We start from the raw sequence: 14,560 nt of genomic DNA, 5'->3' as shown, positions 1-14,560 counted from the left end.
CTGAAAATGGTACACCCTATTCTTTATATTGCTCTTTTACTTTTTCAATCTCTTCTATTATCTCATCCACAAGGGTTTGTGGGGAAATGACCTTTACCTTGCTTCCCCACGCGAGGATCCAAGCCTTGAGTCCTGGACTCAGTTTTGCTTTTGCCTTTAAGGTGAATGCCTCATTGTTCACTTTCCGAATATCTGCCTCAATACCAAATTTATCAATGACACCATTGAGAACATTTTGTTCAAGTTTAAATTGTAAGGTTATCCAATCATCTTGTCCGCCAAACATATGGAACGAATTTTGAACATATGTACTTAAATCTTTTCTTTTACGCGCAAATCTTTCATTAGAAATGGTTACGTTCCTCATCCGGTCTAACCGATAATTTCGTGGATTGTTCCCTTCACTATATTTAATATCGTCACCAATTAGGTAATAAAAATCGGATTCCCAAATCAGGGCATGGGGCTTTATTTGATACATTTCTCCTCCATGCCGTAACTGGAAGTTTTTATGAATATCCATATCCCCATATTGAAACGCAATCATTTTACTTTGGTAGATTGCATCATGAATTTTATCAATATGTAACTTAATTAATTGGTAGTCTTGGTTAATCGATTGCTGATAGACAATTGGGTCTGGCAAAGTCTTAGCAATGTGTTTACTCGTTAGTTCCTTTACATTGTTTATAATGGTCTTTTTTTCTTCTTCCGTTATAAATCGTGCAGATAGGATGGGGTCAATCAGCAGCCTTAATTGATAGTTTTCAAATAGCCTTTCTTGATGACTGTAAAATTTTTTCCCATATTTATCTTCGTTTTCAATGATATCAAACCCTGAAGCCTGAAGGGTTTGAATGTATCTTTTCACCGCTTTTTGATCAGCTGTGCTTCCCGGCAGTTCGATTTTTAACTTATCAACAAGCTCTTTTATCGATAATTCATGATTTTCATCCGTTTCTTTCCGAAAGATGTCTTTTAACGCTAATAACCGTACTCCTGTATTATTTTCACTCACTTTCTTTCCTCCGATATTTTACTTGAAAACCAATCTTTCCCCATCAAAATTTGGATGGGGAAAGGCTGCTTTTCTAAAATTTTTATGCTTTTGATTTCAATTCTTCTTCCTGAAAGTGAACCATCGCCCCTACTACCGGCATATGGATCCATGCTTCTACAACGGGACTTCCAGTTGCTTTATATAATGCCTCTGCATACGTTTGAAGCTGAGGTAGGTAACTTGCAGCACGTGAAAGCCAGTCCGCTTCTTTTCCAGGAAATGATTTGTGGTCGATAATGACCCATCCCTGTGGTGTAAGGATCAACAAATCAATCCAGCCGGAAGCCCTCTGCTGTCCTTTCCGCAAGTGAATTGGCCATTCGTTGTGTCTAGAAAGAAGATTAGGGTATTGTTCTGTAATAAATAGCTCCAACCGGTCCGATGCCTCAAGCATGGCATCTTCTGTTAGTGCGTGAATATCATACCTGTTTCTCATGGCTTGTGCCATTCGGAATCTATTGTCGTTGGAATTGCCATGGTTATCAGCAGCTAAAAAGGCATGGACCATTTCTCCAAGCACGGTCATATCCGGGTTTCCTGAAAGCGGAAGACGATTGCCAATGCGATGAAGTTTTGAACCACTAGATTCCAGTTCAGGCTGCTGTTGGAAGTTTATTGCTTCCTCACTCTTTTGTCCGCTTGGGCTAAAGCGTGCAGGAACAAATGGCGAAGTTTCTACCTTTTTACCGACATAGACAATTTCAGAATGTCCAGTTGATTCAGATTCAGCGGTTCGTTCTGTATCCTCATCAATTGATAACACACGTACCTTACAAGCAAATGGCTTACCTTTAACTACAATTTTCCCCACTTGATTATCTAGGGAAGCATCCTCTTGATCAGCTTCTGCAATCCCAAGGTTCTGGATGACCTGGTTACCAGCCCCATCGGTCAATTCATCCATCCAACCTACCTTTGAAAAATCACGAGCTGTTAGCACAAGGTAATCTCTGGCCCTTGTCATTCCTACATACATCAACCTTTGATTTTCATCGGTTAGTTGCTGGACCCTCTGTTGAAGTTCAGCTGCAGCTTGTACATAAGTATCTAAACTGACATTACTTGATTGTGCTCCGTATGGCCAAGGCCAATAATAAAGCCTGCGTCCATGAAGTGGATTTTCTACATTAAAGCCCGTTGTACTAACGGCTGTCACCCGGTCAAATACAGGCGGTTTTTTCTTACCCACAGCCGATCTTTCTAATGAATTCAGGATGACAAAAGGCCACTCTAATCCTTTTGCCTTATGATAGGTTAATACCCGAACTGCCTGATCATCAGTCGATTCTGCCACAAGGTTCAATTCTTTGTCCTTTTCGACAGTATTTAAGAATAAAAGAAATCCACTTGTTGTGGCCGCGCTTCCATTGGTTGCGGCCGTCTCCTCATACTTTACCGCAATTTTCCGAAGGGCATCTAAGTTCGCTAGACGTTGATCACCTTGTCCCCATCTTAATACGACTTCATCCACTTTTGCTGATACTAATGCTAAATCCAATACTTCAGAAGGACTCATTTGAACCATTTTTCCTCTTGCATGGTCCAAGGCTTGGATGAATGGCTCCGCAGACATGATCTCTTCTCGATTCTCCTGATCAAGCCAGCCGGATAACCAGCGCCCTTCACCCCAAGTGTCTGAAGAAAAGTGGATTAATTCTGCAAGCGCCAATGTATCGTTAGGGTCGACTAAATAACGTAGGGCGGCCGCGGCGAACACCACTTCTGGAGTAGCTAGTAATCCACTTTCACCTACGGTTGCGGCAATACCCAGCTTGGAGAGTGCTTCTGCCACCCTCACGCACTCATCATTCGCTCTGCAAAGAATCGCGATATCTCCTGCTTTTAAAGGTCGTGGTTCACGGGATATTTTATCCACTATGATATATTTATCTTTTTGAGCTAAGACCGTTTTTACTCCTTTTGCGATATGTGCAGCATCGGTTAGCTGATTTTTCGAATTCAAGTAAGACCACGTTTCAACTGCCATGGCCTGCTCTTGTTTGTCAGCCCGCTTTGGATCTAATGCAATTCGCTCCGCTGTCATACCTCTAGCTTCAAAAACTGGTACAAAAATCGCATTGACGAATTCAACTAATGATTGACGAGAGCGATAGGAGGCATCCAATACTTCAATGGCTAAATCAGGAATGCTTGTCATTGCCGTCTGCATCAACTCGGGGTCTGTTCCTCGAAAGCCATAGATTGCCTGTTTTACATCTCCGACCCATGTTGCTCTTTGGGCAATCCCACGAAGCTGCATGTTTAAAGCGATTTGTAATGGGCTCGAGTCCTGAACCTCATCGACGAATACATCGGAGATCCGGTCTTTTAACACTTCGGCATGTTGTTCGTTTTTCAATAAAGTAAGGGCTAATGCCTCTTGGTCAGTAAAATCGATTAATCCGCGTTTGCTCTTTTCCACCGCATAGGTTTCCATTGCCTCTGCCGCACAAGAAAAAAGGGCATCCATTGCGTCTTTCATGTCTTGATGAAGCCTTGGATGACGATCATGCACGGAAGCAGCTGCATGAATCGGTGAGACTGCATCTCGGCTTTTCGCTCCAGGTTTTAACTTGCTTAATTTTGCCCATAGCTGCCAAGAAATGAAGCCATTGTGTTCCCATTCCTTGAGCGCCGAATCAATATCCTCAACAACCTGTGCAGTAGCCTTCGTTGAATCTCCACCAGGCAGTTCTGATTTTGCCACCCGTAAGGCTGCCTTTAAATCTTCCTCCAGCTGATCAGGATTGGACAATGTCCCGGGCAGCCATGCTGACATGATTTCCCATGAATAGACGGCACAGTTTTGAACATCCTCTGGTTCCAATCCATTCTCACGAGCTAGTGATAAGATCTTAAGTACATGACCACGCCAATCCTCTAACCCGAGACGAATGAAAACCTGGCGATAGTCCCGGTAGTATTTATCAATGACTTCTGCTGCAATGGTGTGAAAAAGTGAACTAGCTTCTGATTCTGCCAACACTTTTTGTACAGGTGATAACCCCATTTCAAGGGCAAATTCCCGTAACAGCCTTCCAAATACACTATTCATAGTACCAACATACCCATCCAGAATTCTTGCAGCAGATGTGCTATCGCCCGATTCTAGCAACTTGAGACGAACACGCTCAATGAGTTCTTCCGCTGCTTTCGTTGTAAATGTGGTGGCCATAATATTTTCTGCCGGCACTCCATTTTGAATGGATTTTAAAATTTCGTCCGATAAACGGGAGGTCTTGCCCGCACCAGCCCCAGCACTTAACAGCTTTAACTTTCCGCTCATTTCCTCACCCTCCTAAAACCACAAAGATTCTGATATTCGCAATAGGCACATGGCGGGTCTATCGTTGATACAAATGAATCACTCAACTCCTGGACATCTTCCGTTCTCTTGTCCGTATTCCCTTTGGAAGGAACACCTGGGGCGATAATCGTCCCTGTTAAGAGCTGTGACCAAATATCTTGCACAGATTGACGTAACACTTGATGAGACTCCAAAAGTGATGGACCCGCTACGTGGTAGTCAGAAGGGAAATCCCCATGCGGCAAACTGAAGAAATCACCGCTGCGCAGCATAAAGTAGGCAACAGGAAGTTCTTGATTGTCATCCCCGGCTAAGAGCCAATGATAAAGAGTTAATTGTACCGATAAGTTTTCCAAGCGAACTTTGTAATTACTTGGTTTTTTCGACCATTTCGCATCAAACAAAATCTTGTTCCCTGATGCGGTTTCTCCGATAAGGTCCAATCTGCCGCCGAACTCAACTCCGTCACTCCATGTTTTCTGTAATTCTATTTCGGTATCTTGGATGGTAATCCCAGCTTGATTCAACACTTTAAAAAATTTCTGCAAGGATTTCTGCAGTTTAAATCGAGTTTCACTGCGAAGAATTCCATTTTGCGGCTCTAGTAGTGTCGCAGCCAGCCTCGGTGTCAACTGATCAAACAAGTCCCCCGTTCGTATACGTACTTCTTCCTCGTTCCAATCGGTTTTTTCAGTAATAAGGTTTTCCAATATCACATGTCCTAGATTTCCAAGCATAATGGATTCATGTGGTAAAGAAAGTATCTTACCAGGTTTCACATTCGCAACATATGTAAAGGTCCATTTTAAAGGACAACCGATTAATCCTTCGAAACTGGTTGCAGATTCAACTTCCCTAGGCACGACGATATTTTCAGGAACCCTCCAAGTTCTTATTGGGTCTGCGATCTTGGTTGCTTGTAGTGGAGTTCTTTCAAATTCCATTCCCTGAATTGAGAAACTTGATTGTTTCCGTATATCAGCCGCTTCAATGGTAATTTTTTTCTCGGTATTGTGATCTTTTGCAATGGCATAGCGTATTTCGTCCCATAATGGGTGAATAGAAATTTCTTTGCCTTTCACTTTTGCAGGAGCAAAAAGAATCAGCCTTTTGTCAGACATACGTGCCGCCCGCTGCCAAGCAGCTGCTTCTCTTCGACGCCCCACGTCCTCTTCAAGGAGGATGACTCCATGTTCCCTTAACCATCCCCGTTCTTTCGATGTCCAAGTTCTGACACTAGGTCCTGACATGTTTTTATGAAAACCCCACCAAATGATGTTTTCTGCCTTACCCCAGATTTGCCCTGGATGATTGACGACTTGCCATTGGGCGGCTTCCTGTGTGTAACCGGACAATTTGGCTCCTTCACCTAAAACAGATTCTAGGATGCGCCCTACTTGCAAACGTGTCACCCTTTTTGTCCCAAGGGATTTTAGTCCTTCCATTACCTCTTGGGCATATTGTGTGGCTTGTACAAACATAAGGTCGTTTGTTGTATGATAGTTCAATGCCGCCCATTGACTAACCTTTTGGCAAATATTCATTAGTTGTTCAAAGGGAATGCCTTCGGTTGGGTCATAATAGTCATGATTCACCCACAAATCAAGCCTTGCTTCAAGGTTTTTTCTCCGTTTCTTCACTTCCTGTTCGTCCAAACCTTCTGCGGTCCATAATTCCTCGTAGGCATTTATTCCGTCTAGAATTGCCTGTACCCAGAGTGGCCCGCCAATTCCTGGATTTGCGGCTAATACTTTGGCTAATTTATACCTGATCTTTCCTGGTACAGGAGAGGTTGGAATTGTTAATAATTCGAGCATCCTATCCACCCTTAACGGTTCCCAATAAGTATCGATGGTAAGCGGTAAAACTTGAAGAACTGCACGCCATTTTGAAAGAGCGTCCACTCCTGCTGCCGGTACTCCCCGCCTATTGAGAAGCTCATCAAGGAATAATGACCCGTCCCCCTTAATTAATACCGTATCTTCCGAGGTGTTTTGCTGCAGCCAGCTGATCAAAAAGTCTGCAGCATCCCATTCCTGTTCGGAACGAATAAGGAGCAAGCTCCCATCCCCTTTCGCCACTTCGGATAATTTTTCCCCTGCCATTACCTTTTGTAGAAGGGATAAGTCAGTATATGAATCCTTTTGTATTTCTTTTTCAAACATGGTTGATACATTCTGAGTTTCTACCCCTATTTCCCTTAATAAATCAATTAATTGAATGCACCAGGGATCCCATAGTGTTTTATCTTCATCAACAATATTGATTTTCTCGATTTGTACTTGCACTTGCTCTTGTAACCTTGATATTAAACCTCGGACTCGATCAGGAAAACCACATAAACGGTTAGGATTAGCAAGCTCCAGCTTTGCCAGTGTATCGATCCATGCACTCCCGCCAACATGTACTAAAGGGTTCCATCCAGCTAACACTAACTCATCCCGGCGACGTAACAATTCCTTCGCTGTGTTCCAAGAATCAGTCTCAAAAGATTTTGAGAATAGCTTTTTACCAGAATCCTGTTTACGAATAAGTTCCTGCCACTCTGCAATCCGTAGGTTTTCCGATACATTCGGTACGGTTAGACCTAACTGTGTTTCTAGAATGCCGATTAAGCCGTTAAAGCCTGTTACTATGGTACCTACTGATGCCTCTTGATCTCCAAGTGCATCCGGATACGTGGTCGAATCTAGCCAATAGCCTAGCGTAATCTTCAAAATGGTACCCTCCTGGTATTTTATGTTCATAAACTTTTTCTCTTTTAAGTCATCAGGTTTTTGTAGGATAAAAAATAGAAAGAATAACTTGTTATATACTTCCTTTATTTTACACAAAAAGGTATACCAAAAATAGCCCACCCTTTTAATAACATGTTAATAGCTTTAATCTGAACCATAATAAAATACTTCCATTCCTGCAGGTTTCATTATAAGGCATAAGATTTAACACATTAAAAAATAGAGATTTCTAGTTTGTTTCTCGATAAAAGAAAAACAAAAAGAGACAGTTCTATGGTTATATAAAATAACAATAGGAGACTGTCCCTCTACTTTCTTTCCTCCACACAAGTCGCTTAGATCAATTTTCTGAGATTGCCCATTGATCCGTAACTTTGCTGCCTGTCCGTAAAAATTCCCGGGCGAACCCATAGCCAATTCCTCATGTACTCCCTGTTCTGGACAATATCCTTCATAACTTGCCAACTCCATTTCTATGAATATCGAATACCTATTAATTCCATTATATGACTTTTTTCAAAGGACATAGGATGCTGGCACTTGATAAATATTTAAATTTTGTGAACGTATCGCCAAGATGATTTCTCTTTAAGTACTCATATAACTTGCCCACTTACAATATACTTCATTATAATGAGAATATAAGTAAATTCTGAAAACATCTTTTTCATCCATTTCTATTCTATCTTCCAATGATTCTTCTTATTTTTTACTCACTATCCATCTATGAAACTTCAAAATTCTGTATTCCATTTCAACAGCATGATCCACCTTCTTGTTACTGTAATTTTTTTTAAGCCACATTTTTCTGGACTTTTTATTTTCACTAATTTATTATAACAACTAGATAATAATTATTATAAATACTATTTAATAATTATTATAATTAATGTGTCTAAGTTTTTTACTAGAAACATAATTATATATAAATAAATTTACATAAAAGGAGAGATAAGAAATATGGATGCTAAACAAAATGGCAACATCGAGGGCTGCCCGTTTCACGGCGGTGCGACTAGTGTCAAATCAAGTGGTACGACTAATCGGGAATGGTGGCCTAACGCGTTAAACCTGAATATACTCCGTCAGCATGACAGAAAATCAAACCCAATGGGTGAAGACTTTGATTATACAGAGGAATTTAAAAAGTTAGACTATCCTGCGCTGAAGCAAGATCTTCGTGATCTCATGACAACCAGTCAAGATTGGTGGCCTGCTGACTATGGCCATTATGGTCCTTTCTTTATCCGTATGTCATGGCACGCGGCCGGTACTTACCGTTCTGGGGATGGACGAGGCGGCGGCGGAACTGGCAACCAGCGTTTTGCACCGCTTAACAGCTGGCCTGACAATGCAAGCCTGGATAAGGCCCGACGACTCCTTTGGCCAATCAAGCAAAAGTATGGGAACAAGATTTCATGGGCCGACTTGCTTGTCCTAGCCGGTAATGTCGCGATTGAAGACATGGGTGGACCGACAGTTGGCTTTGGAGCAGGACGTGCCGATATTTGGCATCCGGAAGAAGATATTTATTGGGGTACGGAAACGGAATGGCTTGGGGATAATCGTTATACAGGTGATCGTAACCTGGAGAATCCACTTGCGGCCGTTCAAATGGGGCTTATCTATGTAAACCCGGAAGGTCCAAACGGTAAACCAGATCCGGTGGCTAGTGCCAAGGACATTCGTGAAACCTTTGCCCGTATGGGAATGAACGATGAAGAAACCGTTGCCCTGATTGCAGGCGGTCACACATTCGGTAAGGCCCATGGTGCAGGTGATGCCTCTCATGTTGGTCGAGAGCCAGAAGCGGCTCCTATTGAAGCACAAGGCTTAGGCTGGATCAACTCCTACGGTTCCGGCAAAGGCCGTGACACAATCACGAGCGGTATTGAAGGTGCATGGACCGCGAACCCAACACAGTGGGATAATGGTTATTTTGAGCTATTATATGGCTATGAATGGTGGCTGACAAAGAGTCCTGCAGGGGCATGGCAGTGGCTGATTGTCGACCCTGCTGAAGAACATCTTGCCCCAGATGCCGAAGATGCATCGATTAAAGTGCCAACAATGATGACCACGGCTGATATGGCGTTACGTCATGATCCAATCTATGAGAAGATTGGTCGTCGTTTTTTCGAGAACCCGAATGAATTTGCCGATGCATTTGCCCGCGCTTGGTTCAAATTGTTACACCGTGACATGGGTCCTAAAGCCAGATATCTCGGTCCGGAAGTTCCAGAAGAAGATTTCATCTGGCAGGACCCTGTACCAGCTGGTAATTATGAGTTAACAGCTGCGGATATTGCCGAGCTGAAAGCAAAAATCTTAGACTCGGGATTAACTGTTAGCAAGCTAGTAACTACGGCTTGGACTTCTGCCAGTACCTATCGCGGCTCTGACCATCGCGGTGGTGCCAATGGTGCCCGCATCCGCCTTGCTCCACAAAAGGATTGGGAAGTGAATCAACCGGAACAACTAGCACAAGTGCTTCAGGTACTGGAAGGCATTCAAAAGGAATTCGAAAAAGAAGTCAGCTTGGCCGATTTGATTGTCCTTGGCGGTAGTGCTGCCATCGAGAAGGCAGCCAAAGCGGCAGGCTTCAATGTAAATGTTCCGTTTGCTCCTGGACGCGGTGATGCGGCCCAAGAACAAACAGATGCAGAAAGCTTTGACGTGCTCGAGCCTGTTGCTGATGGTTTCCGAAACTATCAAAAGCAGCAGTTCAGTGTAAGTCCGGAAGAACTGCTCATTGATAAAGCACAACTGTTAAACCTGACTGCACCGGAAATGACTGTTCTTATTGGTGGTCTGCGTGTACTGGGTACCAACTATGGCGGCACGGCACATGGCGTATTCACCAATTCAGTTGGCCAACTCACGAATGACTTTTTTGTGAACTTGCTTGATATGGGTGTGGCGTGGAAGCCTGTCGGAGCAAACGTTTATGAAGGACGTGATCGCAAAACAGGTGAAGTGAAACGGACAGCGACTCGAGTGGACCTCGTGTTTGGTTCCAACTCCGTCCTCCGTTCCATTGCAGAAGTGTATGCTCAAGATGATAACAAAGAGAAGTTTGTCCGTGACTTTATCGCTGCATGGGTTAAGGTGATGAATGCCGACCGCTTTGATTTGAAGGCGGTTGAACAGAAAAAAGCTCAATTTGCTGGTAAGTAAGCCAGAGGCTATGTTGAATTTGGCGTAGATAGAAGAAGTCATAGGCGGAGAATTTCCGGTTAATTATAAAAATGATGGCTAAAAAGCTAAAATAGCAGGAGATATTCCGCTTAACAGCTTTAAATATACACAAAACCCAACGATTTGAATCATATAAGCGGAAATACTCCCCTTATTTTTAAGGAAATAGAGGTATTTTCCAAATTAGCCGGAATTGCTTCCCTTATATTTGGAAATCAATAATCCATTATATTAAATAGAAGAAACCGCCGTCGATTTGACGGCGGTTTTTATCATTAGTACCAGAAATATCATTATTAATATGGGCCCGCTTCGTGCCCTTTCTGTACAGCCTCTTTTGTTGCTTCGTTGGCAGCAATGGTTCCCTGACCAAATTTCGATTTACCCGATTCACGGCCTGGAACTTGATTTTCCGTTCTCATTTCTTGGATTTCTTTCATTACCTGTTCCATCCCTTTCTTCACACGGCGGCCATAGTCTTCATCGGCTTGGGTGAAATGATGGATCATGGCATCTTGAATTCGTTTGTCGCATATTGCCAGTGCTTCAGACAGGTTTTTGATTAATTCATCGCGCTCCCAATCGTCCAAGCTTCGATACGTATGGCCCGCTTGTCCGTAGTTGTTTGGACGATCAATCGGCGCACTCATGGCTGCTGCGTTATATACTGGCTGGTGAGGTGCACGGTTATCACTATTTGTTTCCGTATATCCGCCGAGCATCGATGGCTCATAGTTAATATGTGGGTTTTCTCCCGATTCTTTCGGGTTACGAATATCCATTTGGCCGCGATGCTGATTTGTGCGAACAGGTGCTTTCGGTGCGTTCACCGGCAGACTCAGATAGTTCGCACCTACCCGATAGCGCTGCGTATCCGAGTAAGAGAACGTACGCCCTTGAAGCATTTTATCGTCAGAGAAATCCATTCCATCCACCAGAACCCCTGTACCAAAGGCAGCTTGCTCAATTTCCGCGTGAAAATCAACAGGATTCCGATCAAGGACCATGCGGCCTACCGGTAACCATGGGAACTGATCCTCTGGCCAAAGCTTTGTATCATCGAGTGGGTCAAAATCCAGTTCGGGATGGTAATCATCAGTCATGATCTGAACATAAAGCTCCCATTCTGGATACTCTCCTCGTTCAATCGCTTCATATAAATCTTGTGTCGCATGACCAACGTTCTTCGCTTGAATCGAGTTTGCCTCTTCTTGTGTTAGGTTACGAATTCCTTGCTTCGGCTCCCAGTGATACTTCACCAACACCGCCTCGCCTTTTTCATTTACCCATTTATACGTGTTTACACCAGAGCCCTGCATATGGCGGTATGTTGCTGGAATCCCCCATGGAGAAAATAGGAATGTAATCATATGCGTTGCTTCAGGTGTACGAGAAACGAAGTCAAACATCCGCTGTGGATTCGGGACGTTCGATGCTGGATCCGCTTTAAATGCGTGAATCATATCAGGGAATTTCATCGCATCACGGATAAAGAAAATTTTCAAATTATTCCCAACTAGGTCCCAGTTCCCATCTTCCGTATACATTTTCACCGCAAAACCACGTGGATCACGTGCAGTTTCCGGCGAATCTTTCCCACCTGCTACTGTGGAGAAACGCACCATTAACGGAGTTTTTTTCCCTGCTCCAGAGAACACTTTCGCGCGTGTATACTTTTCTACCGGCTCATCGCCCACTTTTCCGTAGGTTTCAAAATAACCAAATGCTCCCGATCCTCGTGCATGGACCACACGTTCTGGAACCTCTTCCCGATCAAAATGGGAAATCTTCTCAATAAAATGGTAATTCTCAAGTGTCGCTGGGCCACGATTCCCAATAGTACGGATATTTTGGTTATCTATCACGGGATGGCCCTGGCGCGTCGTCAACGTTTCCCGATTTACGTCCTGTTCATTTGAAGCATTCACATTTTTGTTCTCTGTCAAAATAAGTCCTCCCTAGAAAAGTTATCCTTATTTTTCCTTTTGATAGGGAATTTATTCATCTTTAGGATATGCTGGAAAAGCAGGTAAAAAACACCTACTAAAGGTAATGTTCGAGTCAATTCCAGCAACATAACCCAGATTTCTTCATAAGTGATTGCGGGGGTTGTTAAAAAAGTGCACAAAAAAAAACGCTTAGATAAGCGTTTTTCACTTTGTTTTTTTACGCGCCTTAGAGGATTCGAACCTCTGACCCTACGCTTAGAAGGCGTATGCTCTATCCAGCTGAGCTAAAGGCGCATTTATGGCTCCGCAGGTAGGACTCGAACCTACGACCGATCGGTTAACAGCCGATAGCTCTACCACTGAGCTACTGCGGAATAATATGATGGGCCTAAATGGACTCGAACCATCGACCTCACGCTTATCAGGCGTGCGCTCTAACCAGCTGAGCTATAGGCCCATATTTATGTGGAACGGGTGATGAGAATCGAACTCACAACATCAGCTTGGAAGGCTGAGGTTTTACCACTAAACTACACCCGCATTTATTAAATTGGAGGCAACACCCGGATTTGAACCGGGGATAGAGGTTTTGCAGACCTCGGCCTTACCACTTGGCTATGCTGCCTTTATGTATGGCTGGGCTAGCTGGATTTGAACCAACGCATGTCGCAGTCAAAGTGCGATGCCTTACCGCTTGGCTATAGCCCAATATTTATAAAATATATGGGGCGGCTGATGGGAATCGAACCCACGAATGTCGGAACCACAATCCGATGCGTTAACCACTTCGCCACAACCGCCATTATAGAATCATTTGGCAGGGGTAGTAGGAATTGAACCCACACCAAAGGTTTTGGAGACCTTCGTTCTACCTTTAAACTATACCCCTCCATATAAAAAGGTGGCTCAGGACGGAATCGAACCGCCGACACAAGGATTTTCAGTCCTTTGCTCTACCAACTGAGCTACTGAGCCACACAAAATCTATATCAACAGTAGTTACCTACTGGGGATAAAAGTACGGTCCGGACGGGACTCGAACCCGCGACCTCCTGCGTGACAGGCAGGCATTCTAACCAACTGAACTACCGGACCAGAGTTTTCAATTTGGAGCATGCTCCACGATTTGATACTGACCGCCCTGATTTCAGAAAGCATATTCAAGCAGCGGCTCAATCGTTGCGCTGTAGATCATTCGAAGAAGCATATTCGAACGTGCTCCACCCCGCGACAATAAGAATAGATTACGAGTTATGGAGGAGGAAGAGGGATTCGAACCCCCGCGCGGTATGACCCGCCTGTCGGTTTTCAAGACCGATCCCTTCAGCCAAACTTGGGTATTCCTCCGAATAAGTGGAGTCTAGGGGGATCGAACCCCTGACCTCCTGCGTGCAAAGCAGGCGCTCTCCCAGCTGAGCTAAGACCCCATTTGTTATTAGAAGCATGGTCGGGAAGACAGGATTCGAACCTGCGACCCCTTGGTCCCAAACCAAGTGCTCTACCAAGCTGAGCTACTTCCCGTTAAAGTGCGCCCTGAGAGATTCGAACTCCCGACCTTTTGATTCGTAGTCAAACACTCTATCCAGCTGAGCTAAGGGCGCATATGATTTAATTTAAATGGTGTCGAGGACCGGAATCGAACCGGTAAGGTAGTCACCTACCGCAGGATTTTAAGTCCTGTGCGTCTGCCAGTTCCGCCGCACCGGCGTAAGTTGGAGCGGAAGACGGGATTCGAACCCGCGACCCCCACCTTGGCAAGGTGGTGTTCTACCACTGAACTACTTCCGCAAAGGTTGTAAGTTATATTGCTCTTGCAAAAAACTTTGATGCGGGTGAAGGGAGTCGAACCCCCACGCCTTGCGGCGCCAGATCCTAAGTCTGGTGCGTCTGCCAATTCCGCCACACCCGCAATATTGATAGTTTTTTTGCTTTCGCAAAAAACTCTAGTGAGCCATGAAGGACTCGAACCTTCGACCCTCTGATTAAAAGTCAGATGCTCTACCAACTGAGCTAATGGCTCAAAAAAAGCAAAAAAAATAAATGGTGCCGGCGAGAGGACTTGAACCCCCAACCTACTGATTACAAGTCAGTTGCTCTACCAATTGAGCTACCCCGGCATATAGTTTGGAAAAATATTAAGTTTGAACACGCTGATACTGTTACCGTCATCCTGACCTCAGAAAGCTTATCCAAGCAGCAGCTCGGTCAGTATGCTGAAGTTCATTCAGGAAGCATATTCGGTCGTGCTCTACCAATTGAGCTACTCCGGCGTAATCTATAAAAGATAAATATGGTGGAGGATGACGGG

General features: G+C 44.1%; 5 protein-coding genes and 19 tRNA genes. 1 reads left to right on the top strand and 23 read right to left on the bottom strand.

Going from position 1 to position 14,560, the window contains the following annotated elements; genetic code table 11:
• Positions 1 to 16: 16 nt before the first annotated feature.
• The 3 genes from COJ96_RS04345 to COJ96_RS04335 all read right to left on the bottom strand — a co-directional run bounded on the left by COJ96_RS04345 (position 17) and on the right by COJ96_RS04335 (position 7,084).
• The gene (locus tag COJ96_RS04345) at positions 17 to 1,018 is read right to left on the bottom strand and encodes a helix-turn-helix transcriptional regulator (protein WP_098571757.1); all 1,002 of its coding nucleotides are present in this window, start codon (positions 1,016 to 1,018) and stop codon (positions 17 to 19) included.
• An 82-nt stretch (positions 1,019 to 1,100) separates the two neighbouring features.
• Complete coding sequence (locus COJ96_RS04340) at positions 1,101 to 4,346, bottom strand: UvrD-helicase domain-containing protein (RefSeq protein WP_098571756.1); 3,246 nt, start codon at positions 4,344 to 4,346, stop codon at positions 1,101 to 1,103.
• Positions 4,343 to 7,084: a PD-(D/E)XK nuclease family protein gene (locus COJ96_RS04335; RefSeq protein ID WP_180229973.1), complete on the bottom strand. Its 2,742-nt coding sequence runs from the start codon at positions 7,082 to 7,084 to the stop codon at positions 4,343 to 4,345. Before COJ96_RS04335 ends, COJ96_RS04340 begins: the two co-directional genes overlap by 4 nt.
• A gap of 981 nt (positions 7,085 to 8,065) precedes the next feature.
• Between COJ96_RS04335 and katG the strand changes: the two genes are divergently transcribed.
• On the top strand, positions 8,066 to 10,282 hold the full coding sequence (gene katG, locus COJ96_RS04325; RefSeq protein ID WP_098571753.1) for a catalase/peroxidase HPI: 2,217 nt from the start codon (positions 8,066 to 8,068) through the stop codon (positions 10,280 to 10,282).
• 317 nt (positions 10,283 to 10,599) lie between these two features.
• On the opposite strand, the gene COJ96_RS04320 is transcribed toward katG, so the two are convergent.
• The 20 genes from COJ96_RS04320 to COJ96_RS04225 form a co-directional block, all read right to left on the bottom strand.
• Positions 10,600 to 12,249, bottom strand: coding sequence for a catalase (locus tag COJ96_RS04320; RefSeq protein WP_098571752.1), 1,650 nt, complete (start codon positions 12,247 to 12,249; stop codon positions 10,600 to 10,602).
• Positions 12,250 to 12,472: 223 nt separating this feature from the next.
• A tRNA-Arg gene (locus tag COJ96_RS04315) sits at positions 12,473 to 12,546 on the bottom strand.
• A gap of 5 nt (positions 12,547 to 12,551) precedes the next feature.
• A tRNA-Asn gene (locus COJ96_RS04310) sits at positions 12,552 to 12,626 on the bottom strand.
• Positions 12,627 to 12,635: 9 nt separating this feature from the next.
• Positions 12,636 to 12,709: transfer RNA gene (locus COJ96_RS04305), tRNA-Ile, on the bottom strand.
• Positions 12,710 to 12,718: 9 nt separating this feature from the next.
• Positions 12,719 to 12,792: transfer RNA gene (locus tag COJ96_RS04300), tRNA-Gly, on the bottom strand.
• A gap of 11 nt (positions 12,793 to 12,803) precedes the next feature.
• A tRNA-Cys gene (locus tag COJ96_RS04295) sits at positions 12,804 to 12,877 on the bottom strand.
• A gap of 8 nt (positions 12,878 to 12,885) precedes the next feature.
• Positions 12,886 to 12,960: transfer RNA gene (locus COJ96_RS04290), tRNA-Gln, on the bottom strand.
• Positions 12,961 to 12,976: 16 nt separating this feature from the next.
• A tRNA-His gene (locus COJ96_RS04285) sits at positions 12,977 to 13,052 on the bottom strand.
• A gap of 15 nt (positions 13,053 to 13,067) precedes the next feature.
• A tRNA-Trp gene (locus COJ96_RS04280) sits at positions 13,068 to 13,141 on the bottom strand.
• A gap of 13 nt (positions 13,142 to 13,154) precedes the next feature.
• A tRNA-Phe gene (locus tag COJ96_RS04275) sits at positions 13,155 to 13,227 on the bottom strand.
• Positions 13,228 to 13,273: 46 nt separating this feature from the next.
• Positions 13,274 to 13,347, bottom strand: a tRNA-Asp gene (locus COJ96_RS04270).
• Positions 13,348 to 13,506: 159 nt separating this feature from the next.
• A tRNA-Ser gene (locus tag COJ96_RS04265) sits at positions 13,507 to 13,599 on the bottom strand.
• Positions 13,600 to 13,606: 7 nt separating this feature from the next.
• Positions 13,607 to 13,679: transfer RNA gene (locus COJ96_RS04260), tRNA-Ala, on the bottom strand.
• A 17-nt stretch (positions 13,680 to 13,696) separates the two neighbouring features.
• A tRNA-Pro gene (locus COJ96_RS04255) sits at positions 13,697 to 13,773 on the bottom strand.
• Between the two features lie 6 nt (positions 13,774 to 13,779).
• A tRNA-Arg gene (locus COJ96_RS04250) sits at positions 13,780 to 13,853 on the bottom strand.
• Between the two features lie 17 nt (positions 13,854 to 13,870).
• Positions 13,871 to 13,951, bottom strand: a tRNA-Leu gene (locus tag COJ96_RS04245).
• A 14-nt stretch (positions 13,952 to 13,965) separates the two neighbouring features.
• Positions 13,966 to 14,040: transfer RNA gene (locus COJ96_RS04240), tRNA-Gly, on the bottom strand.
• Positions 14,041 to 14,079: 39 nt separating this feature from the next.
• Positions 14,080 to 14,161, bottom strand: a tRNA-Leu gene (locus COJ96_RS04235).
• 38 nt (positions 14,162 to 14,199) lie between these two features.
• Positions 14,200 to 14,272, bottom strand: a tRNA-Lys gene (locus COJ96_RS04230).
• 21 nt (positions 14,273 to 14,293) lie between these two features.
• Positions 14,294 to 14,369, bottom strand: a tRNA-Thr gene (locus COJ96_RS04225).
• Positions 14,370 to 14,560 lie beyond the last annotated feature (191 nt).

Source organism: Bacillus sp. AFS073361, assembly GCF_002567005.1.
Taxonomy (GTDB): Bacteria; Bacillota; Bacilli; order Bacillales; family Cytobacillaceae; genus Neobacillus.
The sequence above is the reverse complement of the archived record's forward strand: the minus strand, read 5'-3'. Positions and strand labels throughout refer to the sequence as shown.